The 22,823-nt window shown below is 58.3% G+C and carries 18 protein-coding genes and 1 tRNA gene; 16 read left to right on the forward strand and 3 right to left on the reverse strand.

The window, feature by feature from the left end; translation table 11 throughout:
* Positions 1-17 precede the first annotated feature (17 nt).
* The 4 genes from ltnD to otnI are packed head-to-tail and all read left to right on the forward strand — an operon-like array spanning position 18 to position 3,787.
* Positions 18-944 carry an L-threonate dehydrogenase gene (gene ltnD, locus QEP11_RS11410; protein WP_284337020.1) on the forward strand — a complete coding sequence of 309 codons (927 nt, stop codon included), beginning with the start codon at positions 18-20 and terminating at the stop codon, positions 942-944.
* Entirely contained in the window at positions 941-2,218 is a 1,278-nt protein-coding gene (gene otnK / locus QEP11_RS11415; protein ID WP_284336775.1) for a 3-oxo-tetronate kinase, read from the forward strand. The genes ltnD and otnK overlap by 4 nt, the downstream gene beginning before the upstream one ends.
* A gap of 30 nt (positions 2,219-2,248) precedes the next feature.
* Positions 2,249-2,926 (forward strand): class II aldolase/adducin family protein, encoded by a 678-nt coding sequence (locus tag QEP11_RS11420; RefSeq protein ID WP_284337021.1) that lies wholly within the window; start codon positions 2,249-2,251, stop codon positions 2,924-2,926.
* 60 nt (positions 2,927-2,986) lie between these two features.
* Positions 2,987-3,787 carry a 2-oxo-tetronate isomerase gene (otnI, locus tag QEP11_RS11425; protein ID WP_284336776.1) on the forward strand — a complete coding sequence of 267 codons (801 nt, stop codon included), beginning with the start codon at positions 2,987-2,989 and terminating at the stop codon, positions 3,785-3,787.
* 273 nt (positions 3,788-4,060) lie between these two features.
* Here the strand turns inward: otnI and QEP11_RS11430 are convergent, their stop codons facing one another.
* Positions 4,061-4,714: a flavin reductase family protein gene (locus tag QEP11_RS11430; RefSeq protein ID WP_284336777.1), complete on the reverse strand. Its 654-nt coding sequence runs from the start codon at positions 4,712-4,714 to the stop codon at positions 4,061-4,063.
* A gap of 123 nt (positions 4,715-4,837) precedes the next feature.
* Here QEP11_RS11430 and QEP11_RS11435 point away from each other — a divergent pair, with 123 nt between their 5' ends.
* From QEP11_RS11435 to QEP11_RS11445, 3 genes are all read left to right on the forward strand, one after another.
* On the forward strand, positions 4,838-5,866 hold the full coding sequence (locus QEP11_RS11435) for an ABC transporter substrate-binding protein (RefSeq protein WP_284336778.1): 1,029 nt from the start codon (positions 4,838-4,840) through the stop codon (positions 5,864-5,866).
* Between the two features lie 289 nt (positions 5,867-6,155).
* On the forward strand, positions 6,156-6,521 hold the full coding sequence (locus QEP11_RS11440; protein ID WP_284336779.1) for a cupin domain-containing protein: 366 nt from the start codon (positions 6,156-6,158) through the stop codon (positions 6,519-6,521).
* Positions 6,522-6,826: 305 nt separating this feature from the next.
* Positions 6,827-7,801, forward strand: coding sequence for a Bug family tripartite tricarboxylate transporter substrate binding protein (locus tag QEP11_RS11445; protein WP_284336780.1), 975 nt, complete (start codon positions 6,827-6,829; stop codon positions 7,799-7,801).
* Between the two features lie 207 nt (positions 7,802-8,008).
* Here the strand turns inward: QEP11_RS11445 and QEP11_RS11450 are convergent, their stop codons facing one another.
* A complete protein-coding gene (locus tag QEP11_RS11450) occupies positions 8,009-8,527 on the reverse strand; it encodes an ankyrin repeat domain-containing protein (protein ID WP_284336781.1) in 519 nt (172 codons plus the stop codon).
* Positions 8,528-8,746: 219 nt separating this feature from the next.
* Here QEP11_RS11450 and QEP11_RS11455 point away from each other — a divergent pair.
* Positions 8,747-8,836: transfer RNA gene (locus QEP11_RS11455), tRNA-Ser, on the forward strand.
* Between the two features lie 357 nt (positions 8,837-9,193).
* Here the strand turns inward: QEP11_RS11455 and QEP11_RS11460 are convergent.
* A complete protein-coding gene (locus tag QEP11_RS11460; protein WP_284336782.1) occupies positions 9,194-10,087 on the reverse strand; it encodes a LysR substrate-binding domain-containing protein in 894 nt (297 codons plus the stop codon).
* A 140-nt stretch (positions 10,088-10,227) separates the two neighbouring features.
* On the opposite strand from QEP11_RS11460, the gene phnD reads away from it, so the two are divergent.
* The 8 genes from phnD to QEP11_RS11500 all read left to right on the forward strand — a co-directional run bounded on the left by phnD (position 10,228) and on the right by QEP11_RS11500 (position 22,816).
* Positions 10,228-11,103: a phosphonate ABC transporter substrate-binding protein gene (gene phnD / locus QEP11_RS11465; RefSeq protein WP_284336783.1), complete on the forward strand. Its 876-nt coding sequence runs from the start codon at positions 10,228-10,230 to the stop codon at positions 11,101-11,103.
* Positions 11,100-11,900, forward strand: coding sequence for a phosphonate ABC transporter ATP-binding protein (gene phnC, locus QEP11_RS11470; protein ID WP_284336784.1), 801 nt, complete (start codon positions 11,100-11,102; stop codon positions 11,898-11,900). The genes phnD and phnC overlap by 4 nt, the downstream gene beginning before the upstream one ends.
* Entirely contained in the window at positions 11,900-12,745 is an 846-nt protein-coding gene (phnE, locus tag QEP11_RS11475; RefSeq protein WP_284336785.1) for a phosphonate ABC transporter, permease protein PhnE, read from the forward strand. The genes phnC and phnE overlap by 1 nt, the downstream gene beginning before the upstream one ends.
* Positions 12,746-12,878: 133 nt before the next feature.
* Positions 12,879-13,967 (forward strand): iron-containing alcohol dehydrogenase PsrA, encoded by a 1,089-nt coding sequence (psrA, locus tag QEP11_RS11480; protein WP_284336786.1) that lies wholly within the window; start codon positions 12,879-12,881, stop codon positions 13,965-13,967.
* Between the two features lie 101 nt (positions 13,968-14,068).
* Positions 14,069-14,983, forward strand: coding sequence for a phosphonoacetaldehyde hydrolase (gene phnX, locus QEP11_RS11485; RefSeq protein ID WP_284336787.1), 915 nt, complete (start codon positions 14,069-14,071; stop codon positions 14,981-14,983).
* Between the two features lie 1,407 nt (positions 14,984-16,390).
* Positions 16,391-19,066 (forward strand): type VI secretion system Vgr family protein, encoded by a 2,676-nt coding sequence (locus QEP11_RS11490; protein WP_284336788.1) that lies wholly within the window; start codon positions 16,391-16,393, stop codon positions 19,064-19,066.
* A 22-nt stretch (positions 19,067-19,088) separates the two neighbouring features.
* Positions 19,089-21,323 carry a T6SS effector phospholipase Tle3 domain-containing protein gene (locus tag QEP11_RS11495; protein WP_284336789.1) on the forward strand — a complete coding sequence of 745 codons (2,235 nt, stop codon included), beginning with the start codon at positions 19,089-19,091 and terminating at the stop codon, positions 21,321-21,323.
* Entirely contained in the window at positions 21,320-22,816 is a 1,497-nt protein-coding gene (locus QEP11_RS11500) for a virulence factor (RefSeq protein ID WP_284336790.1), read from the forward strand. The genes QEP11_RS11495 and QEP11_RS11500 overlap by 4 nt, the downstream gene beginning before the upstream one ends.
* Positions 22,817-22,823: the final 7 nt, after the last annotated feature.

Consider the following 22,823-nt stretch of genomic DNA (forward strand, 5'->3'; position numbering starts at 1 on the left):
TGCAACATCCTCATTCGATTGGAAATTATCAAATGACTCAGAAAAAAGTCGGCGTGATCGGTCTGGGCGCCATGGGCCTGGGCATTGCCAAAACCCTGCGTAACAACGGCTACACCGTGCACGTCTGTGACGTACGCCCCGGCGCAGCCGATGACTTTGCCAAGAATGGCGGCGTAGCCTGCGCCTCGCCAGCCGAGCTGGCCGCCCAGGTGGACGTGGTGGTGTCCGTGGTAGTCAACGCCGCCCAGACCGAATCCGTGCTGTTCGGCGAACACGGTGCTGCCGCCTCCATGCAAGCCGGCAGCACCTTCATCATGTGCTCCACGGTCGACCCCAACTGGTCCATCGCCCTGGAAGCACGTCTGGCGCAGAGCGGCATCCTGTATGTGGACGGCCCCATCTCCGGCGGCGCGGCCAAGGCCGCCTCGGGCCAGATGACGATGATGACCTCGGCCGCGCCCGCCGCCTACGCGGCCGCAGGCGACGTGCTTGAAGCCATGGCCGGCAAGGTCTACCGTCTGGGCGACAAGGCCGGTGCGGGCAGCAAGGTCAAGATCATCAACCAGCTGCTGGCCGGTGTGCACATTGCCGCCGCCGCCGAAGCCATGGCCCTGGGCCTGCGTGAAGGCGTGGACGCCGCCGCCATCTACGACGTGATCACCCACAGCGCTGGCAACAGCTGGATGTTCGAAAACCGCATGGCCCACGTGCTGGCCGGTGACTACACCCCCCTGTCGGCCGTGGACATCTTCGTCAAGGACCTGGGTCTGGTGCTGGATACGGCCCGTGCCAGCAAATTCCCGCTGCCTCTGGCGGCGACCGCGCACCAGATGTTCATGCAGGCCTCCACCGCCGGCTTTGCCAAGGAAGACGACAGCGCCGTGATCAAGATCTTCCCCGGCATCACCCTGCCCAAGGCAGCCAACGACGAAAGCCAGCCATGAGCAGCACCGCCCGCCTGAAGATCGGCTGCATTGCCGACGATTTCACCGGAGCCACCGATCTGGCCAACAACCTGGTGCGCTCCGGCATGCGTGTGGTGCAGACCATCGGCGTGCCCCAGACTCCGCTGGACACCGAGGCAGACGCCGTGGTCGTGGCCCTGAAGTCGCGCACCATCCCAGCCAATGAAGCCATCGCCCAGTCGCTGGACGCCCTGCGCTGGCTGCAGACCCAGGGTGCGCAGCAGATCTACTTCAAGTACTGCTCGACCTTCGACAGCACGCCCGCCGGCAACATCGGCCCCGTGACCGAGGCACTGATGGACGCCCTGGGCTGCGACTTCACCATCGCCACCCCTGCCTTCCCGGACAACAAGCGCACGGTGTTCAAGGGCTACCTGTTCGCGGGCGATGTGCTGCTCAATGAAAGCGGCATGCAAAACCACCCGCTGACCCCCATGACCGACCCCAACCTGATGCGCGTGCTGCAGGCACAGTGCCAATGCAAGGTGGGCCTGATCGACCACAGCGTGGTCGCCCAGGGTGAAGCCGCCATCCGCGGCCGCATCGCGGCCCTGAAGGCCGAAGGCGTGAGCATCGCCATCGTGGATGCGGTGTCCAACGCCGACCTGCTGCGCATGGGGCCCGCCCTGTCCGACATGGCCCTGGTCACCGCCGGCTCGGGCGTGGCGATCGCGCTGCCCGCCAATTTCGGCCTGCAGCCCACCGGCCAGGCGGCAGCCCTGCCCGCCGCCAGCGGCCTGCAGGCAGTGGTCTCGGGCAGCTGCTCGGTGGCCACCAACCAGCAGGTGCTGCACTTCATCCAGTCCGGCCGCCCGGCCCTGGCCATCGACCCGCTGCGTATCGCCTCCGGCCAGGACGTGCGCACAGAAGTCCTGGCCTGGGCCCAGAACAAGATCGCCCACGGCCCGGTGCTGATCTATTCCACGGCCGAGCCTGCAGCCGTCAAGGCCATCCAGGGCCAGTTGGGCGTGGAGCAGGCCGGCGCCATGGTCGAGCAGACCATTGCCGGCATCGCGCGTGGTCTGGTGGAGCTGGGCGTGCGCCAACTGGTGGTGGCCGGCGGCGAGACCTCGGGCGCCTGCGTGCAGGCACTGGAGATCGAGCAAATGCGCATCGGCGGCCAGATCGACCCCGGCGTACCATGGTGCCACGCGGCCTCGCCCGCCGCCCCCGAGGGCTTGCACATTACGCTCAAGTCGGGCAACTTCGGAGCCCCGGACTTCTTCTCCAAGGCCTTCACGGCCCTGATCTGACCCTGAAGGCACCCCATGCCCACCGACTTTCTGACCGAAGCCCACGCCCGCGCGGAAATCTGCCGCGTGGGGCGCTCACTGTTCGAGCGTGGCTATGTGCATGCCACGGCCGGCAACATCAGCGTGCGCCTGGCAGATGGCTACCTGATCACGCCCACCGATGCCTGCCTGGGCACGCTGCAGCCTGAGCGGCTGGCCAAGCTGGACCTGCAGGGCCAACAGCTCAGCGGCGACCGGGCCAGCAAGACCATCGTGCTGCACCGCCGCATCTATGAGGCCAGCGCCACCACGGCCGCTCCCGCTGGCTGTGTGATCCACACGCACAGCACGCAACTGGTAGCCTGCTCGCTGCAGGCCGGTACCGCCACACCGCAGGATGAACTGCTACCCGCTCTCACCCCCTACTTCGTAATGAAGGTCGGGCGAGTGCCGCACATTCCCTACCACCGCCCCGGGGCCCCCGAGGCGGCCCAAGCCGTGGTCGAGGCGATTGCGCGCTATGCTGCCGCAGGACGCCCCATCCGCGCAGTGATGCTGGAGCGCCTGGGCCCCAATGTCTGGCACGACAGTCCGGCCACCGCCATGGCCACGCTGGAAGAGCTGGAGGAAACCGCCCAGCTGTGGCAGCTGTGCCGCCACCAGCCCGCCACGCCCCTGAGCGAGGCGCAGATCAACGAACTGCGCCAGACTTTTGGCGCGTCGTGGTAACCCCCATCCATCCCTGGCGTGCAGGCCCTGGCGCCCGCAGGCCGAACAAAGAGAGCAACCATGCCCCGTTTTGCTGCCAACCTGTCCATGCTCTACAACGACGTGGATTTCCTCGAGCGCTTTGCCGCTGCTTCCCGCGATGGTTTCAAGGCCGTGGAATACCTCTTCCCCTACGCCTACATGCCCGAGCAACTGGCCGCCCAGCTGCGCCAGCACGGCCTGCAGCAGGTGCTGTTCAACGCCCCGCCCGGTGACTGGGACGCGGGCGAGCGCGGCATCGCCTGCCTGCCCGGCCGCCAGACCGAGTTCCGCGAAGGCATTGCCCGCGCCATCACCTACGCCCAGGCCCTGCAGTGCCCCCGCATCCACGTGATGGCGGGTCTGGTGCCGCAGGATGTCGATCCCGCCACCGTGCGCGCGACCTATGTGACCAATGTGCGCTACGCCGCAGAGCAGGCCGCCGCCCATGGCATCCAGATCCTGCTGGAGCCCATCAATGGCCGCGACATGCCGGGCTTCTTCCTCAGCCGACAGGACCAGGCCCACGCACTGGTGGCCGAGATCGGTGCCACCAACGTCAAGGTGCAGATGGACCTGTACCACTGCCAGATCGTCGAAGGCGACCTGGCCATGAAGATCCGCCAGTATCTGCCCACAGGCAATGTCGGCCACTTCCAGATCGCCGGTGTGCCCGAGCGCCACGAACCCGATGTGGGCGAGATCAATTACCCCTACCTGTTCCAGCTTCTGGACACACTGGGCTATGACGGATGGATAGGCTGCGAATACAAGCCCGCCCTGGGCGCGGCACCACACGCCACCCGCGATGGACTGGGTTGGCTGCAGCCCTGGCTAGCCTAAGGCTAAGGCGCTCCAGGCCGGGACTCGGCTGTCCTCCCACGCCAGGCTGGTACAGCGCCTGCCACCGCCCGTGGTAGGTTGCTCCCCGCCTACGCTGCATGCGGGGATGCCTCATCACCACCGACATCACTTACCAATTCAAAAAGCCACTGGCCGCACGGCCCAGGGCTTTTTGCATCGCTGCTTCAGTGTGCGTAGCTAGCTGCTCGCTCTGGCCGGCTACGATTTCCAAGAAAAATCACATGCAAGCTGCGCGCAGCCAGTGCCAGCCGCTCAAATTTCATCGATGGCGGTGCTGACACTGCTGCCCTGCCACGCGGCTTTGCCTTCGTGCGCTTCTATGGCAAAGCGCTCCCTGCAGGTGACATAAAAGCTTGCCCCAAACCTCCCTACTGGAAAGTAATCTTGCAGCTTGACGCGCCACTTCTCGGTGTCCACCAGCCCATCCCGTACAGCCAACCATTGCACGCGCCCGATAAAGACATAGCGGCTATCGGTTTCCATCAGCTCATGCAACACGCATTCAAAGGCCACAGGGGCTTCGGCTATGCGCGGCACTTGCAATGTTTGGGAATCCACGGTGCTCAGGCCGGTATAGAGCAACTCGCTTTCAGTAACCGGCAGTTTGTCACCACAACGGTGCATGGCTGCAGCAATAGGCTCATCCGCCAGATGCACTACGAACTCCCTGGTACGCAAGATATGGGCCGCAGTGTCTTTGAGCTGACCATCCTGCTGCTTATTCACGCTCAGCATCACCACCGGCGGATCTTCGCCGACCATGTTGAACATGCTGAAAGGGGCTGCATTGACTGTACCGTCCTCACCCAGCGTGGTGACCAGAGCGATCGGCCTGGGAACAATCAGGCTGGCCATGAGCTTGTAACGCTCATAGGCACCGAGGGTGGAGAAATCGATTTCTGTCATTTCAAAGGTTCCGTCATTTTTTGAATGCTGCCGGTTCCGCAACTTGTATGCCAAGTGTGTATGCAGTCTGGGCATTGTTCTTGCTCAAGCCTTGTATCTTCAATCCTTGATGGCATTCCCACTATGCTCAAACGCCAATTTCTCCCGACTGCTGCTGCCACTTTGCTTGCTTTCAACGCCTGGACTGCCGCCCACGCCCAGGCCACACCGTTGAAGTTTCAACTTGACTGGCGCTTTGAGGGCCCTGCAGCGTTTTTTGTACATCCTGAACAAAAAGGCTATTTCAAGGAGCTGGGTCTGGACGTACGCGTCGAAGCGGCCAGCGGCGCGGGCGCCATCCAGCGTGTGGCATCAGGCACGCACGACCTGGGTTTTGCCGATATGGCTGCGCTGATGGAATTTCATGCCAACAATCCTGAAGCGCCCATCAAGCCTGTGGCCATCATGATGATCTACAACACCACACCTGCCTCGGTGATGGCGCTCAAGAAATCAGGCATCACCCAAGCGGCCGATCTGAGTGGAAAAAAGCTTGGCGCACCCATTTTTGATGCTGGCCGGCGCACATTCCCCATCTTTGCGCAAGCCAACGGCGTAACGGATGTGCAGTGGACCACCATGGATCCGCCGCTGCGCGAAACAATGCTGGCACGCGGTGACCTGGATGCAGTCACTGGCTATACCTTTACCAGCTTGCTCAACTTGGAAGCCCGCGGCATCAAGCGTGAAGACATTGTGGTGCTGCCTTACGCAACCCATGGCGTGCAACTGTATGGCAACGTCATCATTGCCAGCCCCAAGCTGATTGCGGAAAAACCGGAGGTCGTCAAGGCCTTCCTCAAGGCCTTTGCCAAAGGGGCCAAAGAAGTCATCAGCCAGCCTGAAGCAGCTGTGGCCTCACTCAAAGCCAAAGATGGTCTGGTGAATGAGCCACTGGAAGTTAAGCGCCTCAAGCTGACACTGGAGACCGCCGTCGACAGCGTTGGTGCGCGCAAAGAGGGCTTTGGTCAAATCAACCCTGAGCGCTTGCAATTGATGGCTGTCCAAGTCGCCAAAGCCTACGAAACCAAGAACCCCATTCCTGTCGCAGCAGTATGGAATGGCAGCTTCTTGCCCAGCAAGGCTCAATTGGATGTTCTGCCCAAGCAGTGAGGCATACGATGACATGCTCCAAGGCCTGCAACTCAGGCCTTTTTCATGCACGATATAAACGTGCTCTGCTTAGAACCGCTAACACTACCCAGCAAACCGAAGGTTTGCGATTGAGACGAGGCGCGAAGCCGCAGGCAGTACTGGCGTACGACAAGGCGAAGCAACGACGTATCAATGGTTGTGTTAGCGGGTCTTGGTGCTGCAGTCGCATGTGCAATCTCATTCACATGTCGAGTGGCAGCTCTCTCCAAGCACAACCATCGTTGAGCCACTCTCTTTTTCACATTCCATGACTGCACTCCCCAATCTGGTTCGTATTGAAACTCAAGACCTGAGCAAAGCCCAAGCTGGAAAGCCCAGCCGCCCCATTCATGGCAACACGACCTACAAAACGCTGGAAAGCTTCAGCAATTTTGACGGCACGCTCACCAGCGGAGTTTGGGAGGCTACGGCTGGTGCTTTCCGCTCCAATTGCATGGGCTATGTGGAGTTCTGCCACATCCTTGAAGGCAGCTGCCGCGTGGTTGACCCGGACGGCACCGTCCACAGTTTCAATAAAGGGGATAGCTTTGTGCTTCCCGAAGGTTTCGCCGGACACTGGGAAGTGGATGAATGCGTGAAAAAGGTCTTTTTCATCACGCGCACCTCTGCTTAATGCTTTAACCCCCATCAAGCATGCTCAATTTGAATGCCTAAAAAGTCTTTTTAAACATGTTGCAATGCAGCATTTTTCACATTACAAAACAAAAAATCGTGGTCTGAAAAAAACAAGGATTTGTACGTAGTATCCACATTACCAATTGTGATTAGACGCCAATTTTTCTTCTGTTTTGCAAAACACCGGGGGTTAGTATTTAAGGGTTCAAACCGATTCACAAGCAGTCGAATGCACTGTTTTGGGTCATTCACTGCAATCACATTGCACAGCCCATGAAGCAGTGCAGATTCCCAGGAGTAGACATGTTACGTAGAACTGTACTGGCTGCAACAGCCACACTGGCTGTCACTGCAGGCTTGCCCGGGTTGGCTCAAGCCAAAGATGCTTGGCCCACCAAGACGATCACTTTGGTGCAGCCCTACGCACCCGGTGGCACCAGCGACATGCTGGCGCGTATTGTGGCGCTGGAGTTGGAAAAACGCATCGATGCGTCCGTGATCGTGGAAAGCAAGCCGGGTGCCAACGGCAATATTGCCACCGCTTTTGTTAGCCGCGCCAAACCCGATGGCGGCACCTTCCTGGTTGGTTCGAGCAGCCCTGTGGTGATCTCGCCCTCGCTGTACAAGAGCGTGCCTTACAACCCCAAGACCGACCTGACCCCCATCACCACCATCGCCAAGGCTCCATTCCTGCTGGTGACAGGTGCCACCTCAGGCATCAACAGCGTGGATGAACTGGTCAAGCAAATCAAGGCTGACAAGCTGAACTTCGGCTCTGCCGGTGCTGGATCCCCCCAGCACATGATCGCCGAGATGTTCCACATGCAGGTCAAGGCCAAGTCGCCCCACATCCCCTACAAGGGCTCTGCCCCCCTGATCATTGCGCTGATGGCCAACGAAGTGCAATACGGGATCGACAACCCGGTGCCGTTGAAGCCCCAGATTGATGGCGGCAAGCTCAAGGCACTGGCTATCACCAGCAAGCATGCATCCCCCAAGTTTCCTGGCGTCAAGAGCTTGCACGAACTGGGCTACACCGACTTTGAGGTGGAACCATGGTACGGCATGATTGGCTCCAAGGGGCTGCCCAAAGAACTGGCTGAGCGCATGAACCAATACGTGCGGGACATCCTGGCACAAGACAACGTCAAGAAGAAGATTTCTGACCTCGGTGCTGAAGCCTATGGCCTGAGCACCGCCGAGTTCACATCCCTGATTGATGCAGACATCAAGAAGTGGGGCGAGGCGGTCAAGGTTTCCGGCGCAACTGCTGACTAAGCGGGCTGCTTTCGGCGCAACGAAAGCATTGTATGCACAGCCTTTTTCATCAAGGCTGTTTTTCAAAAGCTGCTCCGTCCGTGTCGGAGCAGCATAAAAAAGAGCAGCGTGTGCTGCTCTTTTTTATTTGAGATTTCTTACAGTTGCCTGCGCCCCAGCTCCGGCAAAAATGCCGCTGCTACCGCAGCAACTTAAATGAATGGGTACTTAGGCCTGCAACCTTTTCTGCAGCAATGCCACTGCATCATTCGCGTTCATTGCCATTGCACAGGCCAAAGCCGTTGTGCCCTGATGGTCTGCTCTGTCAATCTGTGCTCCACGCTCCAGCAGCAACTCCACGATATCAACACGATTGAACATCGCTGCAAACATCAGCGGTGTGCGGCCATCAGGCGAAGGGCCATCCACCTCTGCGCCGTTGTCCAGCAGCAAACGGGTCATCTCCAAGTCGCCCTTGAAAGCAGCTCCAGCCAACGGTGTTTGACCCCGGCCATTTGGTGTCTGCGCATCTGCCCCGTGCTGCAGCAGAACCTTGGCTGCTTCGCCATGACCATAGTAGCTGGCCAGCATCAACAGGCTATCTCCTTTGGCATTGCGCAAAGTGGCAGGCAGCCCATTCTGCAACCACAGCGCCAACTGTGTCGCATTGCCTTGGCGGGCTGCGTCAAACACGCGCTCCGCAAATTCAAGGGTTGCATCGTCCAGAGATGGGGTTGTGTTGCTCATTGAAGAAGTCCTGTTGGAGGCACTTGCTTGCGCAAGTAAGCATATTTCTGAAAGGGAAGTGTATCCACCAAAAACAAAGCTATGAGTTTTAAATTTCGATAGACAAATTTAAATAAATCTATCAAACGCGGCTACGTCAAGCACTATCCAAACATAACGCAGCGCTCAACCACAAAGTGCAAAAAGACATCCAATCCATGTGTAGAATATGCAGCTTCCGGAGGTTTGGGTGAGTGGTTTAAACCAGCAGTCTTGAAAACTGCCGAAGGAGTGATCCTTCCGTGAGTTCGAATCTCACAGCCTCCGCCACATCATCGAAAAGCCCATTGCCTGATTGCAATGGGCTTTTTTCGTTGCCCTGTCCGAAGTACGCTGAGCAGGAATACTACTGAGCCACATCACATCAAGCGATCACTTCGGCTCGTGCTGCACACTGTGCACAGGCAAGCCTCAAACCCAAATAAAAAGCCCCGAATGCACATGCATTCGGGGCCTGGGAATTCGAGCCAGGGGCAAGGATCCTTTTCTACATCCTCACCATTTCCTGGCCCCTGAATGATGCCACGGCCCGGCCGTTACAAGCCGTGAAAACTGCAACTCTGTTCACCAACATAAGTGGCTCATCGTGACCAGGCAGCCCTCAATGGGTTGCTCACGCGCGATCATTCAGAAATGGCTGCTTTCTGCAGCATCCCCTACATATTGCAACCCTGTGGCGGTCATGAATGAGCGCAGCAACACGCTGGAGCAGCGCTCTTTCAATACATACACATAGGTGCTGGTGGTCGCTGGATCGCCCTGGATGCGCAGCGGTTTGTAGCGTGCATCGGCAATGAATTCCGCTTCTGAGACCGCGCCAACGCCCAGGCCGCGTGCGACGGCTTCGCGGATTGCTTCGCGGCTGCCAATTTCAATATCGGTTCGCGCCTGCACCTGGGCGGCCTGCAAGGCATTTTCCAGGGCCGCCCGTGTAGTCGACCCTTGCTCTCGCTGGATCAGTTGCACGCCTTGCAGTGCATGGATGGGCACGCTGTCAAACCTGGCCAGCGGGTGCGAGCGCGGAGCAAACAAGATGATGGGATGGCTGGCATATGGGATGGACAGCAGACCTGCGTGCTTGTACTGCCCAGCCAAAACGGCGATATCGGTGGCGTAGTTCTCCAGATCGTGCAGCACCTGCTGCGAGTTACCCATGCGGATGGAGATATGCATGCCCGGAAAGCGCTCCCGGTAAGCCGCCACCATTTCTGTGACATGAAATGGCCCCACAGCGCCCAGCTTGAGAATGCCTTGATTGAGCTGTCCGCTATCGCGCAGCAGGAACTCAGCCTCTGACTCCAGGGTCAGCAGCTTTTGCGCAATCGCCAGCAGCTTCTGCCCCGCATCGCTCAAGGTCATGCGATAGCCGCGGCGGTGAAACAACTCCACCCTGCTTTGCCGCTCCAAGGTGCTGATTTGACCTGATACGCTGGGCTGGCTCACTCCCAATGCACGAGCTGCTGCACTCAGGCTGCCATGGTGTGCCACCGCCACAAAGGCGCGGTAACGCGAAGTGTTCATGCCATCAATCTCAAGGTTTGACTTATAGAAACTGTTCAAACCAATTCTGAAACTTTCACATTGCAGAAATATGTCGTTCCTAGGATGACGGTATCGACACGCAAACGCGTGCGTTCATTCCATACCCAGGAGCTTGTTTCATGATGATGTCTCGCAAAACCTGGCTGCGCAGCATTGCAGCCACTGCCTTGTCACTGGCCGCTTTCAGTGCGGCCACAGCCCAAACCAATGAGTTGCGCGTAGGCTTGATTCCGTCTGAAGATGCGCAGGCCATGATCCGTGCCAGCACCCAGGTCATGGAGCAACTGGCTGCCAAGACAGGCATGCAGGTCAAGCCCTTTGTGGCCAATGATTACAACGGTGTGATTGAGGCTCTGCGCTCAGGCAAGCTGGACATTGCCTACCTGGGCCCCTTCTCTTATGTACTGGCGCACCAGATTGCCGGAGTCGATGCGTTTGCAGTTGCCATAACCAAAAAGACCGGTCGCAGCGCCTACCAAAGCATGGTCATTGCGCGCAAGGACAAAGGGCTGAACAACCTCGACAGCCTCAATGGCCGCAGCTTTGCCTTTGTTGACCCCAGCTCGGCATCGGGGCATCTGTTTCCCAAGGCAGGACTGATGGATGCTGGCTTTGACGCCAACAAAGGCTTTGGCCGCGTGATTTTCTCCGGCTCTCACGATGCCAGCATCATGGCCGTGGCCAACAACAAGGTGGACGCTGCTGCTGTGGCAGACCGTATTTTTGACTCCGCCATAAAAAAGGGCCTGGTCCAGCGCGAGGACTTCACGGTGATCTGGCACTCCAAGCCCATCCCCGAATCCCCCATGGTGTGGCGCCAGAACCTGGATGCAGGCACCAAGCAGAAAGTGGCAGCAGCACTGGCCGAAATCAAAGACCTGCCCTGGGGTGACCAGGGCCTGTTGGACGGCTTCGCTCCAACCAACGACCAAGCCTATGACGTGGTACGCCAGACCGCCAAGGCACTGAATCTGGACCTCGGGAAAATGAAATGATCACCATCCGCAATCTGCGTAAAAGCTATGGCAGCAACCATGTGCTGCACGGCATTGATCTGGATGTGCGCCCCGGCGAGTTCGTAGTCATGCTTGGGTTGTCAGGCGCTGGAAAATCCACCCTGCTGCGCTGCATGAACGGCTTGGTCAAGCCGGACAGTGGCAGCTTGCAAGTGGGCAGCATCAATCTGTGCGAGCAACATTCGCGCCGCGAGTTGGCACGCCACGTGGCCATGGTTTTTCAGCACCACAACCTGGTGCAACGCCTGTCGGTACGCAAAAACGTGTTGACTGGCCGCTTGGGCCAGCTGGGCACCCTGCCCTCGCTGCTGCAATGGTTTCGTGACAGCGACATTCGCATTGCCGATGCCTGCCTGGAACGTGTGGGCCTGGCCCACAAGGCTTTGGAGCGCACCGAAGCCCTGTCTGGTGGACAGATGCAGCGCGTGGGCATTGCCCGCGCACTGGCCCAGCAGCCACAGGTGATTTTGGCTGACGAACCCGTCGCCAGCCTGGACCCCAAAACAGCACGCTCGGTGCTGCAATACCTGCGCGATGCCACGCGCGAAATGGGCATTGCAGTGGTGTGCAATCTGCACCAGGTTGATTACGCCAAGGAGTTTGGCGACCGCGTGGTGGGACTGGCTCAGGGCCGCATGGTTTTTGATGGAGCCCCGCAGGATCTGGACGAAGCCGCGCTACAGGCCATCTACCACACATCACCAGCGTATGAAGCGGCCGACACCGCCGCCGCGTTCACCCCTTGGTTGCAGGCTGCGCCTGCCGGAGGCATGTAATGGATCAAACTTCTTCCATACGCCATCAAGGCGCTGACCGTTGGCGCTGGACCGTAGAGCGCCCGCAAGGCAAGAGTGGCTGGCTGGGCATGGCCGCTGTGGCATTGGCCCTGGTCTGGGTGCTGCACTGGAGCGCTGGCGGCGCGCAGATGAGCTGGGGCGAACTGGCCAATGGCATGCCGCAAATTGGTGACTTCCTGGCCCGCTCTGTACCCCCGGACTGGAGTGTGCTGCCCCGTTTGTGGGCACCCGCCATAGAGACGGTGCAAATTGCCATCTGGGGCACGCTGCTGTCCGTGGTGCTGGCTTTGCCGCTGTCGTTCATTGCCGCCAGCAATTTGCACAGCTGGCACTGGCTGCGCCGTATCACCCGCCAGTTTCTGAACGTGGTGCGCAGCATCAACGAGTTGATTCTGGCCCTGGTGTTTGTGTCCGCCGTAGGCCTGGGCCCATTTCCCGGAGTGCTGGCGCTGGCCTTGCACGGTATGGGCATGCTGGGCAAGTTCTTTGCCGAAAGCATTGAGGAAATCGACCAGGGACCGCTCGAAGCCCTGCGCAGCGCAGGTGCCTCGCAGTTGCAGGTGATTGCCTTTGGCGTGGTGCCACAAGCCATTACCGCCTGGATCGCAGTGGTGCTGTACCGCTTTGAAGTAAACCTGCGCTCTGCCACCGTGCTGGGCATGGTGGGTGCTGGCGGCCTGGGCTTTGAACTGGTGGCAAGCCTCAAGCTGTTCCAGTACCAGGAAACCGCCACCTGCATCATCGTGATTACCGCCATGGTGGTGCTGGCCGACTTGATCAGCAACTGGCTGCGCAGCCGTATTCAGCAAGGCAGCCGCCATTGAAAACGGTCTGCACTTCGGCTTACACATCGCCGGAATGCAGCCCCTCTCCTGCTCTGCTTTCATATTTTTGGCACGCCTTGAAATGCGCGCCAGAGACTTCCTTTGGTTCCGTTTTTTACAGTGAGATTGTTCTGTGTGGAATTATCACAACCCCGTCAACATCCGCAGTGGCATCGATAGCCTGAACCAGTTGCCCGCTGTGCTGCGTGGCCGCAGCTGCATGCTGGTGACTTTCCCTGAGGCCCGCAGCCTGGGCTTGGTACAGCGCCTGCAAGATTTGCTGGGCGAGCAGTTGCAAGTGATCGTGGACAGCATCCTGCCCAACCCCGACGTCAGCTGGCTGGCGCCGCTGTATGACCGCATCCACAGCGAGCACGCAGATGTCCAATGCGTGGTGGCACTGGGTGGCGGCAGCGCCATCGACACGGCCAAAGCCTTGCTGTGCAGCACTCCTGGTCGCAGCTTTACCGAGTTGCTGGACGTTTTGGAGCGCGGCACTGCCCTGCCGGCTGGGCCGCACAAGGCATTGATTGCCATCCCCACCACCGCAGGCACTGGCAGCGAAGTGACGCCCTGGGCCACCATCTGGGATCAGGCAGCCGGACGCAAACATTCGCTGCACCAAGCCTGCACCTGGCCGGAAGCCGCGCTGATTGATCCTGTCTTGATGCGCAGCCTGCCAGCGGGCGCAAGCCTGGCCTCCGGGCTGGATGCGTTCTCGCACGCGCTGGAATCCATCTGGAACGTGAACCGCAATCCGATCTCCATGCATTTGGCCGTCCAGGCTGCACGCCAGACGCTGGCAACCTTGCCACGGCTCATGCAGGACCTGGGCAATGTGCAACTGCGCGCCGACATGGCACAGGCAGCCTTGCTGGCAGGGCTGGCGTTTTCCAACACCAAGACTGCGCTGGCGCATTCGCTGTCTTATGACATCACCTTGCAACACGGTGTGCCGCATGGCATTGCCTGCTCATTCAGCCTGCCTCTGGTGATGGAGATGGCCCTGGGTGTGGACGATAGCGTCGATGCCGCGCTATGCCAAATCTTTGACGCCAACGCCCCGGCAGCCGCAGTACTGCGCATGCGCAGCTTCCTGGAGCAACTCGGCGTGCACACCGATCCCGCGCACTACGGCGTGTCTGCGCAGGCGTGGCAACAGATGGTGCACAAAGCCGCCAGTGGCCCACGCGGGCGCAACTTCATTCGCCCCCTCCAATAAACCGACGCGATTGAACTCCATGCTGCTCATCTGCCTGCTTCCCTTACACGCCATGCATGCAGTGCAGAACGAGCAAGCTTGCATTGAAAGAAACCATGACCATGAATGCTGTACACCACGCCGAACACGCACAACTGCACGCCACGTTCAACGCCAATGCCGCAGAAGCTGGCGGCGATTTATCACCCTTGCAAGCCGTTATCTTTGACTGGGCAGGCACTTTGGTGGACTTTGGCTCGCTCGCTCCCACGCAGATCTTTGTGGAAGCATTTGCCACCTTTGGCATTGCAGTCACGCTGGAACAGGCGCGAGGCCCCATGGGCTTGTCCAAGTGGGACCATATCCACCAGTTGCTGCAAACACCGCAAATCCACAGCCAATGGCAAGCACGCTTTGGCAAGGCGCCAGAGCACAGCGATGTCGATGCCATTTATGCGCGCTTCATGCCCATGCAAATTGCCAAGGTGGGAGAGTTTTCCGCGCCCATCGAAGGCGCTGTTGCCTGCCTGCAATGGCTACGCGCACAAGGACTGAAAGTGGGCTCGTGCTCCGGCTATCCGCGTGAAGTGCTCAACCAGCTGCTGCCCCAGGCAACGGCGGCGGGGATTGCCCCCGACCATGTGGTGGCGGGCGATGAACTGGCCGCAGGTGGGCGCCCCGGCCCCTGGATGGCACTGGCCAACGTGCTGGCTTTGGGCATCAGCGATGTGCGCGCCTGCGTAAAGGTGGACGACACCGTGCCCGGCATTGAAGAAGGCCGCAACGCCGGCATGTGGACGGTAGGTTTAAGCCTGTCGGGCAACGAAGTAGGTCTCAGCCCCAGCGAACTGGCAAATACCCCCGCAGAAGAAGTACAGACGCGTATCGCTGCCGCTGAAGCCAAGCTGTATGCCGCTGGCGCGCACTATGTGATTGCCAGCGTGGCGCAGTTGCCCCAAGTCTTGCAGCAAATTGCCGCAGATATGCGTGCCGGAACAATGCCGGGCGCGGCAGAAAGAGCAGCAACAGCCCGCTAAAAGCTTACGCACTTGCGCAAGCGACTCAGCACAAGCGCCCTCTGCTCCAAAGTCCTTGCCTGCAAGGACTTTTTTTATGGACCGGTTACGCATGCTCCATGAAATTGAGCCGCTGCACTCGCCAAGCGTGATCGCACAGCCTCCGTCAGAGCTAACATGCGCCGTGCACGATGGGTCCATCACTGCCCCAGCTTGTCTGCCCATCCCATACAAAGAACAAGAACCAGGCCCTTGTCATGCCACATGACTTCGCTAGATCGCCTCCACTAAAACCGCATACTTCTACAGTGAACTGCAGGCTGCAGACCAAGCTCCGCCCTTGTGCTTTGCTGCATTCGCAGTAGAGAGTCTGTCACTGCGCCCCATACGCAAACGTGCAGTGAGTTATGCAAGTAAGCGCGCGAAGCTACAACCACAAGCAGGCGCCTCTTTGGAAGGCTTCACCATTTGGACACAGCCGGGCGTGCCCGTTGCGCCCTCCATTGACAGCTCGCTAGAAGAAGAGCGCTTTCAGCGCACCAATATGCTGGTGGCAAACATGGCAGCCACCACAGCCTTAAGACCATTGCTGCGGTCACGCAGGCCATTCTTAATCGATTTACTTCCAAAGACTTTATAAGACCAACGCCATCGTCCTGGGCATACGTACAGACAGAGGTGGTGATAGTTTTCTGAGGAAAACCTGAACAAATGGGAAAGTACCTAGCAACATCCCACCAAAAGCCGCTGGCGCAGCGCAAATAAGCTGCAAATAAGCCGCAAATAGAAAATCATTAATTATTGTTTCTTAAATGCCAGTTTTTAGTTTTCCGATGCTATTCACCAGTAATACTGCGCAAACTTTTCAGTCTCAATGCATCGATTACGAATACAACTTATACAGACCATCCTGAGTAATGCTTTCAATTGTTTAAGTAGTATTCGCTTTTCTAAAACACCTATAGACACAAAAATATTACAAATTATTTCAACATACACATTTTGAGAGTTCACTTGTCTAACGAGAAGCCTGCTCTTTCACCACGTCAGAACACATCGCATCGAAAAATGAATTGAACCAGATCAATAAATCAACAAACAATGGCGTACATCCATACGTAATAGATCAAGCACAAGTCTATTTTTCACACCAAAAACTTCTAGATAAAAGAATCAACTACCTTTGGTCATTGATGTTGCTTAAAACCGTCCCGAGATATTTTTCAAATCTTTGCCTTATTAAATTACCCAACTGCCTGCTAGACTTCTTTTAAATCATCAACTTAACGCATTGAATGGCATTTATTTGCCATGTGCTTTTATCCAGTGATATCACAAGAAGTACAACAGGCCTTAACGGGGGGGCTTGATCAAAATCAACGCGCAATCCGCCTGAATTGGGGAAGTCATAAAAATCAGCTCACGCAGATGCTGATTCCGCAGCGCATTGATATTCATGAAGGACTGTGCACCGGCATTGATGGGCAAATCACCTGCCTCAGCCCAGACTCCGGCCTTCCTTTGCAAAGTCTGCTTGGCTTGCCGGTTTCTTTACAGCTCGTCACCGACCTAGGTGCGCTGCACCCTGTCAACGCCATCGTGACCAGGGCTCAAGCGGGCCAATCCGATGGCTCTCTGTCGAGCATTCAAATAAGCATTGGCGATGTGCTATCTGTTTTGGATAAGCGCATCAATAGCCGAATTTTCCGCAGCATGCGTGTCCCAGACATTATTGCGACGCTGCTGCGTGAGTGGCGCCAGCGCAGCTCGGCACTGGCGCAGGCATTTGATTTTGATTTTCTTCTGAACAGCAAAGGATACCCGGAGCGCGAGCAAACCCGGCAAGTTGACGAGTCCGATGCAGCCTTTATTCGGCGTCTGTGCCGCCGTGAAGGCATTTTTTGGTTTTGCAAAGCAGGCGTGCGAGGTGAAGACCGCAGCAAACCCAACGCATCACCCATGCATACACTGGTGTTTTGCGACGACCCCATGAGGCTTGATCCGTCACCCACAGGCAAGTTGCGCTACCACCGCAACGCAGCCACTGAGCAGCGCGATGCCATCACCTTATGGTCAGTTGAAAAAACGCTCATGCCCGGCAGCATCAGGCGTACCAGCTGGGACTACAAAACCGGCCATGTAGACGAAATCCATCAGCCCACACTCACAGACCACGGCGAAGTGGGCAACGAATTGGCCCGGCTGCTTGCTGACTCCTTCATGGATGTTCCCCACGCTGGCGACTCTCGCTCCGACTACGAACGTCTGAGCAAAATGCGCATACAGGCGCATGAATACGCAGCCCACTGCATCCATGGCGTTAGCGGCGTGCGCAATGCCCAGGTAGCTACCTGGTTTGAACTGCTTGAACACCCCGAAGTAGACAAGCTTGAACTGCAGCAGCGCCAATTCATCATCACCAGCTTGCACCACCGGGCTGAAAACAACCTACCAAAAACCCTGCACGAACGTGGTCAGGCCTTGTTCAAAGCCAGTCATTGGCCCTCAGATATGGGTTGGAAGCTGGGCCACGGAGACCACCACAGCCACTCTTCAGGTGATGTGCCCACACGCTACGAAAACACTTTCACCTGCGTCAGCAAAGAGCAGCCTCTAACCCCCTCCTACGACCCGCGCATTGACCTGCCGCGCGTGCACCCTACAACAGCGCTGGTCGTTGGCCCCGAGGGTGAAGAAGTGCACTGCGATGAGCTGGGCCGCATCAAAGTGCAGTTACTGGGTCTGCAGGCCCAGGACCATGCCCACGCCCAGGGCGCAGGCACCAGCCGCTCCGAGCGCGACAGTGCCTGGGTACGCTGCAGCAGCAGCTGGGCTGGCCCCAACTACGGCCACGACACCCTGCCACGCGCAGGCATGGAAGTGCTCATCAACCACCTGCATGGCGACCCCGACAAAATGTTCGTCGCAGGCGTGCTGCACAACGGCCCCAACATGCCCGCCACTTTCAGCCACAAAGGCGGTTTGCCGGGCAATCGCTATATCTCTGGCGTCAAGACCAAGGAAATCAAGGGCCGCCGCTACAACCAACTGCGTTTTGACGACACGGCCAGCCAAATCAGCAGCCAGTTAGCCAGCGAGCACGCGCACAGCCAGCTCAACCTCGGCTATCTGACCCACCCACGCGAAAATGGCAGCGGCCAAGCACGCGGAGAAGGCGCGGAGCTGCGCAGCGACGCCCACGTTGCCATACGCAGCGGTCGGGCCATGCTGATTTCCGCTTGGCAAAAACTCAATGCCAGCCAAAGCCAGCTAGCGCGTGAAGAATGCCTGAGCCTCATGCAAGAGTGCGTGCAACTCTTCAAAAGCCTGGGTGACTACGCAGCCCAGCACCAAGGCGAGGCCATGCAAACCCAGCAGCAGGAAGCCCTGAGTGCGGCCATAAAAAGCTGGCCCGAAGCGCCTGCTGACAATAGCGCCTCTTCGCAGGCCGAGGCCGCCATCGCCATGACAGCGCCCGAAGGCATCAGCCTGGCAACCCCTAAAGCGGTGGTCACCCACGCAGGCGGCAACATCGACCACGTGGCCCAGCAACACTTGCAGTTCACCAGCGGCCAACGCCTGAACATGCACGCAGGGCGCGGCGTTTCCATGTTTGCCCACCAGGACGGCGTCTCCGCCATCGCCAACCAGGGCCTGCTCAAGCTGCAAAGCCAGGCAGACAACACCCAGATTGACTCCGCCAAAAACATCAACCTCACGGCAGCGGGCGGCAAGATCTCGGGCATGGCCAGCGAGCAAGTCGTACTGGTCACCTCTGGCGGAGCCTATCTCAAGCTCGACGGCGGCAACGTCGAAATCGGCTGCCCCGGCAGCTTCACGGTCAAAGCCGCCAGCCACACCTGGGCAGGCCCGGCCAGCATGTCCACCGACTTCCCAAGCTTTGGCAAGGATGGCCTGGGCCGCGTCGTCAAACTCGTGCGCGCCAGCGACGGACAACAACTCAGCGGCTACGAAGGCGAAGTACGCAACGCTGCTGGCAAGTTGCTGGGCTCGGGCACCAGCGATGCGGCAGGTCAGCTCTCCCCGCTAGAGAGCGAGCAATTCGAGCCACTGTCCATTCAATTCTTCAAGAAAGCCGATTGAGCAGCTGCAAGCACCAACCACAATGCCTACCTCAGACAATTTTCAATCGCCAACGCAAGCCGCTGGCCCCCAGCCCAGCGGTGCCGTAACCAGCCCCATCGTAGTTGCCCGCGCTCAAGGCATCACACTATGTGACAAGCAAAGCATTCTCGAATGCGTCAAACAACTGCCCTTGCCCGGCGTCGTCATCTTTGTGCACGGCGTCAACTCTGAGGGCGAATGGTACAAAGCCGCCGAAGAAGGCCTGTGCCAAGGCCTCAACCGCCGGCTGGGACGGCTGGACGATCAGCTCGCGCACCACGGCATTCCTGGGGGACAAATGTCACCCCTCGAATACATTGACAGCCTGACCGCTGACGGGTTCATCAACCCGGACATGACAGCAAAAAACTATATCCATCCCACGCCCGCTTTCTCGCCGGTCATTCACTTTCGCTGGGGCTACAAAGCCAATGGTGAAGAACTCAAAGAATTTGGCGACAAAATCTTTTTGAACGAGCAGGACTACTGGGGCGGCGGGCCGTTTGCCAACGGCTGCACCACCCTGCCTGATTTGTGGAGCGAAGGCATGAGCGACCAGGCCTTTGCCTGGATCTCCGCGCAAGGCCTCAACCCCACCACCCGGCCCCTGTACCGCTGCCCCCCACGCTCCTACGGCGTGATGGCCGCGCTGCGCCTGGCCCGGCTGATTGAGTCCATACGCACCGAGCAACCCGACGTGCCCATCACTGTTGTGTGCCACAGCCAGGGCAACATTGTGGGCCTGACGGCAGCCTTCATTGGGGACCAGTTGCGCAGCGCAAGCCAGGCCGCAGGCTGCGTGGCCGACACCTATGTGCTGGCCAATGCCCCCTACAGCCTGCTCAATGATGACACCTTCATGGACAACTGGATGCAGCGCGACATGCGCGACAGCCAAGGCCGCAAGGGCCGCCAGACCTATGAAGCCCGCACCGCCACCCTGGCCGCCTTCTTCCAGATATTGCAGCAACGCAAAAGCTTTGAGCCCGATGCCGCCAAGCTGGATGAAGAAATGGCCAACACCCGCAGCGCCGAAGCTGGCCGCCCCTACAACGCTGCCCAGGACCGCCAGGACTTTGGCGTAGGCGGCAACACCTATGGCCGTGCCACGCTCTACAGCTGCCCGCACGACCAGGTCATCTCCGCCCTCGTGGTGCAAGGCATAGGCTGGCGCGGCATGAACGCGCAAGAAGTGGCCCTGACCCAGGGCGCAGGCGTCTTGACCCAGCGTGTGTTTGCCTCCGGGTTCACAGTAGGCGTGCAAGGCGTTTACCGCACCTGGGAAGACGATTGGCGCTACGGTCAGAACACCGAGGTCAAAGGCTTTTGGTTCCCGCCATCGCCCCCCGCAAAATTCTCGCTCTCGGGCGCCATAAGCGGCAACGAAAACGCAGCGGCCACACTCATGACCGTGCTGACCGCCCCTGTGATGTATCTGATCACGCTGGTGAAGAAGATGCCGGTCAACGCAGACCCTCCCAAGAAGTGGAGCGTGCAAATTGACGCCCCCGCGCTGGACAACCCCTTCACCCCCCAGGCCAAGCGCTATGGCCGGGTCACACTCACCATAGACGGCCAGGCCCAGAGCGATTTCAACGAAAACCTCGACCAGCCCTCCGCCGCGCGCAACGCCCAAAAAACCGAGCAAGACCTCCAGGCCGACGATGCCTACGACAACAACGGCAAAGAAAGCGAGCTTGCCCCCGCGCAAGGCGACATGGGCAGCGAAGCCGCGCAGCGCTATGAAGACCGCGCCATTTTGCGCATGCGGGCACGGCGCACCGGCAACTCTGAATGGTTGGATGAAAAAGGCCGCGCCAAGGGCGAGAGCAACACCGGCGAAATGCCCGAAGGCTACAAGGCCTGGCAAACCAAGCAAATTGTTGAAATTCTCAAAAGCGGGATGGAAAACAACCCCACCAACCATTCCACCATCATGACCAATGCCGACCACGCCCAACACGCCCTGGCCTATGACGTGGCCATTGGCATCTGCCAGATTGCGCCCGAGAAAATGAATGAGTTTCGAGTGGAAGCGGACTGGAGATTTGGGGAAGGTTTGGACGTTGAAAATAAGAATTCAAAATATGCCGAATATTTCTTAAGTGGAAAATATAAAGATGATGCTCTCAATATATGGCTTCAAAGTGATGACCCTGATGCAGCCATGCCCAGCCAGATTGTGGATCAACGCGAAGGTGGCGTTTATTTGACCGTACCAGGAGCTGTCGTATGAAAGCGCTCATTGCCACATGGCCACGGCGGATCATAGTCTCTTTAATCATTATTTTTTTAAGCATGGGCCTCATGCTGGCATGGCTGCTTTATGCAGGCCATGGTTCTTTAGACAGTTATGGAGATGAAGAGCTGATGAAAAAACTCATACATTTACCCACCATTGTGGGAGCAGCCTTTTTAACCTTGAGCAGTATTTTTATGCTGCATTCTGCCCAGGCCGCAGCACGTGTTCCACAAGAAGCAGCAAACACAAGTAATGCACAATCAGCAGGCAATGCCCAGCCCTTCAAGGCGCAGGTGGTTGGCCTGCAATGGATGAATCCCTTGCAGCGGCGCGACTACCCCACGCAATGGCAACTGTTATGGACACAGGGCCTGGTTCAGCCCAATAAAAATGATGACATGGTGAAGGCCAATCCGAAGAAGTTTAAAACCCTTCAGCCTGTGGCCATTGTGGCTTTCGGAAATTATGGGAAAGAAACATTCAAAGGCTTTTATTATAAATATATTAGAAAAATGCTTGGATATTTCCGTAATAGATATTTTATGAATTCTGATTATTTCTATACCGTTGCCCCGAAGAATAACAAAGAATGGCGTGAGCTGGCGGGCACCCACATTGAATTTGCTATTCCAGAAAAAAAATTAGACCTGGAGGAATCAAAAGATCGCTTACGCCAACAATTTCTCAGCACCTTTGATATAGGCAACCCTGGTTTCAAAACACTCTGGACCAAAAGCACACCGCCCGATATCCACATCACCCAAGGCGGCCCCAACGCAGGCTTTACGTCCTTAAATGCCGCGCTGGAATATTTGCAGGCCCACCCCCAAGAAAGCGTCTGGGCCATGAACTGGGATGCGCCCAGTTTCCCGCCTGAAGACGAGCAAATGAACGAAAACATGGCCTTGCTCATTCTGGCTGGCCCCGAGCTGCAAACGGGCCGCCGCCCCCTGGCCTGGATTGGCAAGGCTGCCACCGCCCAAACCCAAGACTTTGAAGCCCAGCCCGGCACCACCCGCGCTGTGCAGGCCTGGAAGGCCGCCATTGATGGCGCCGCCCACAACGCGGGCCTGAGCACCGCAGACATTGGCTTCACCATTCACGATGCAGGCAAAGGCTCAGACGCTGCTTCTCAGCGGCTGGCCCCGCTCAGCCGCAGCTTGACCGAAGTCCTGCCCGAGTTTGACTTCAGCCAGCACACCTTCAACACCGCAGGCCTGCTGGGTGACATGGGCGCTGGCACAGCCCTGACCAATGTGGCCCTGGCCATTGGCCGCGCCAACCACCTGGGCGTCAATGTGCTGGTGGCTGGCACCACCCATGCCAACCAGCCCACCGCCGTGGTCGTGGTGCCGCCCGCCGAACTCACCCCCATCAACCCCAACAAAGACTGGTTCCGCGCACGCGGAGAAAACAACGCCTACTTGCCCTGGTGGGGCCTGCGCCATGAGAAAGTGGGTAAGTTCATGCAGGGCTACTCTGAATAAATAGAGC

The sequence above is a fragment of the Comamonas halotolerans genome (genome assembly GCF_030162935.1).
GTDB classification, from domain to species: Bacteria; Pseudomonadota; Gammaproteobacteria; order Burkholderiales; family Burkholderiaceae_C; genus Comamonas; species Comamonas halotolerans.

Coding starts and splice junctions, on each gene's coding strand:
- QEP11_RS11495 (WP_284336789.1), top strand. CDS start 19,089: ATGCCTACCTCAGACAATTTTCAATCGCCAACGCAAGCCGCTGGCCCC.
- phnC (WP_284336784.1), top strand. CDS start 11,100: ATGATCACCATCCGCAATCTGCGTAAAAGCTATGGCAGCAACCATGTG.
- otnK (WP_284336775.1), top strand. CDS start 941: ATGAGCAGCACCGCCCGCCTGAAGATCGGCTGCATTGCCGACGATTTC.
- QEP11_RS11430 (WP_284336777.1), bottom strand. CDS start 4,714: ATGACAGAAATCGATTTCTCCACCCTCGGTGCCTATGAGCGTTACAAG.
- phnE (WP_284336785.1), top strand. CDS start 11,900: ATGGATCAAACTTCTTCCATACGCCATCAAGGCGCTGACCGTTGGCGC.
- QEP11_RS11440 (WP_284336779.1), top strand. CDS start 6,156: ATGACTGCACTCCCCAATCTGGTTCGTATTGAAACTCAAGACCTGAGC.
- QEP11_RS11490 (WP_284336788.1), top strand. CDS start 16,391: ATGCTGATTCCGCAGCGCATTGATATTCATGAAGGACTGTGCACCGGC.
- QEP11_RS11435 (WP_284336778.1), top strand. CDS start 4,838: ATGCTCAAACGCCAATTTCTCCCGACTGCTGCTGCCACTTTGCTTGCT.
- phnD (WP_284336783.1), top strand. CDS start 10,228: ATGATGATGTCTCGCAAAACCTGGCTGCGCAGCATTGCAGCCACTGCC.
- QEP11_RS11445 (WP_284336780.1), top strand. CDS start 6,827: ATGTTACGTAGAACTGTACTGGCTGCAACAGCCACACTGGCTGTCACT.
- QEP11_RS11500 (WP_284336790.1), top strand. CDS start 21,320: ATGAAAGCGCTCATTGCCACATGGCCACGGCGGATCATAGTCTCTTTA.
- phnX (WP_284336787.1), top strand. CDS start 14,069: ATGAATGCTGTACACCACGCCGAACACGCACAACTGCACGCCACGTTC.
- QEP11_RS11450 (WP_284336781.1), bottom strand. CDS start 8,527: ATGAGCAACACAACCCCATCTCTGGACGATGCAACCCTTGAATTTGCG.
- QEP11_RS11460 (WP_284336782.1), bottom strand. CDS start 10,087: ATGAACACTTCGCGTTACCGCGCCTTTGTGGCGGTGGCACACCATGGC.
- otnI (WP_284336776.1), top strand. CDS start 2,987: ATGCCCCGTTTTGCTGCCAACCTGTCCATGCTCTACAACGACGTGGAT.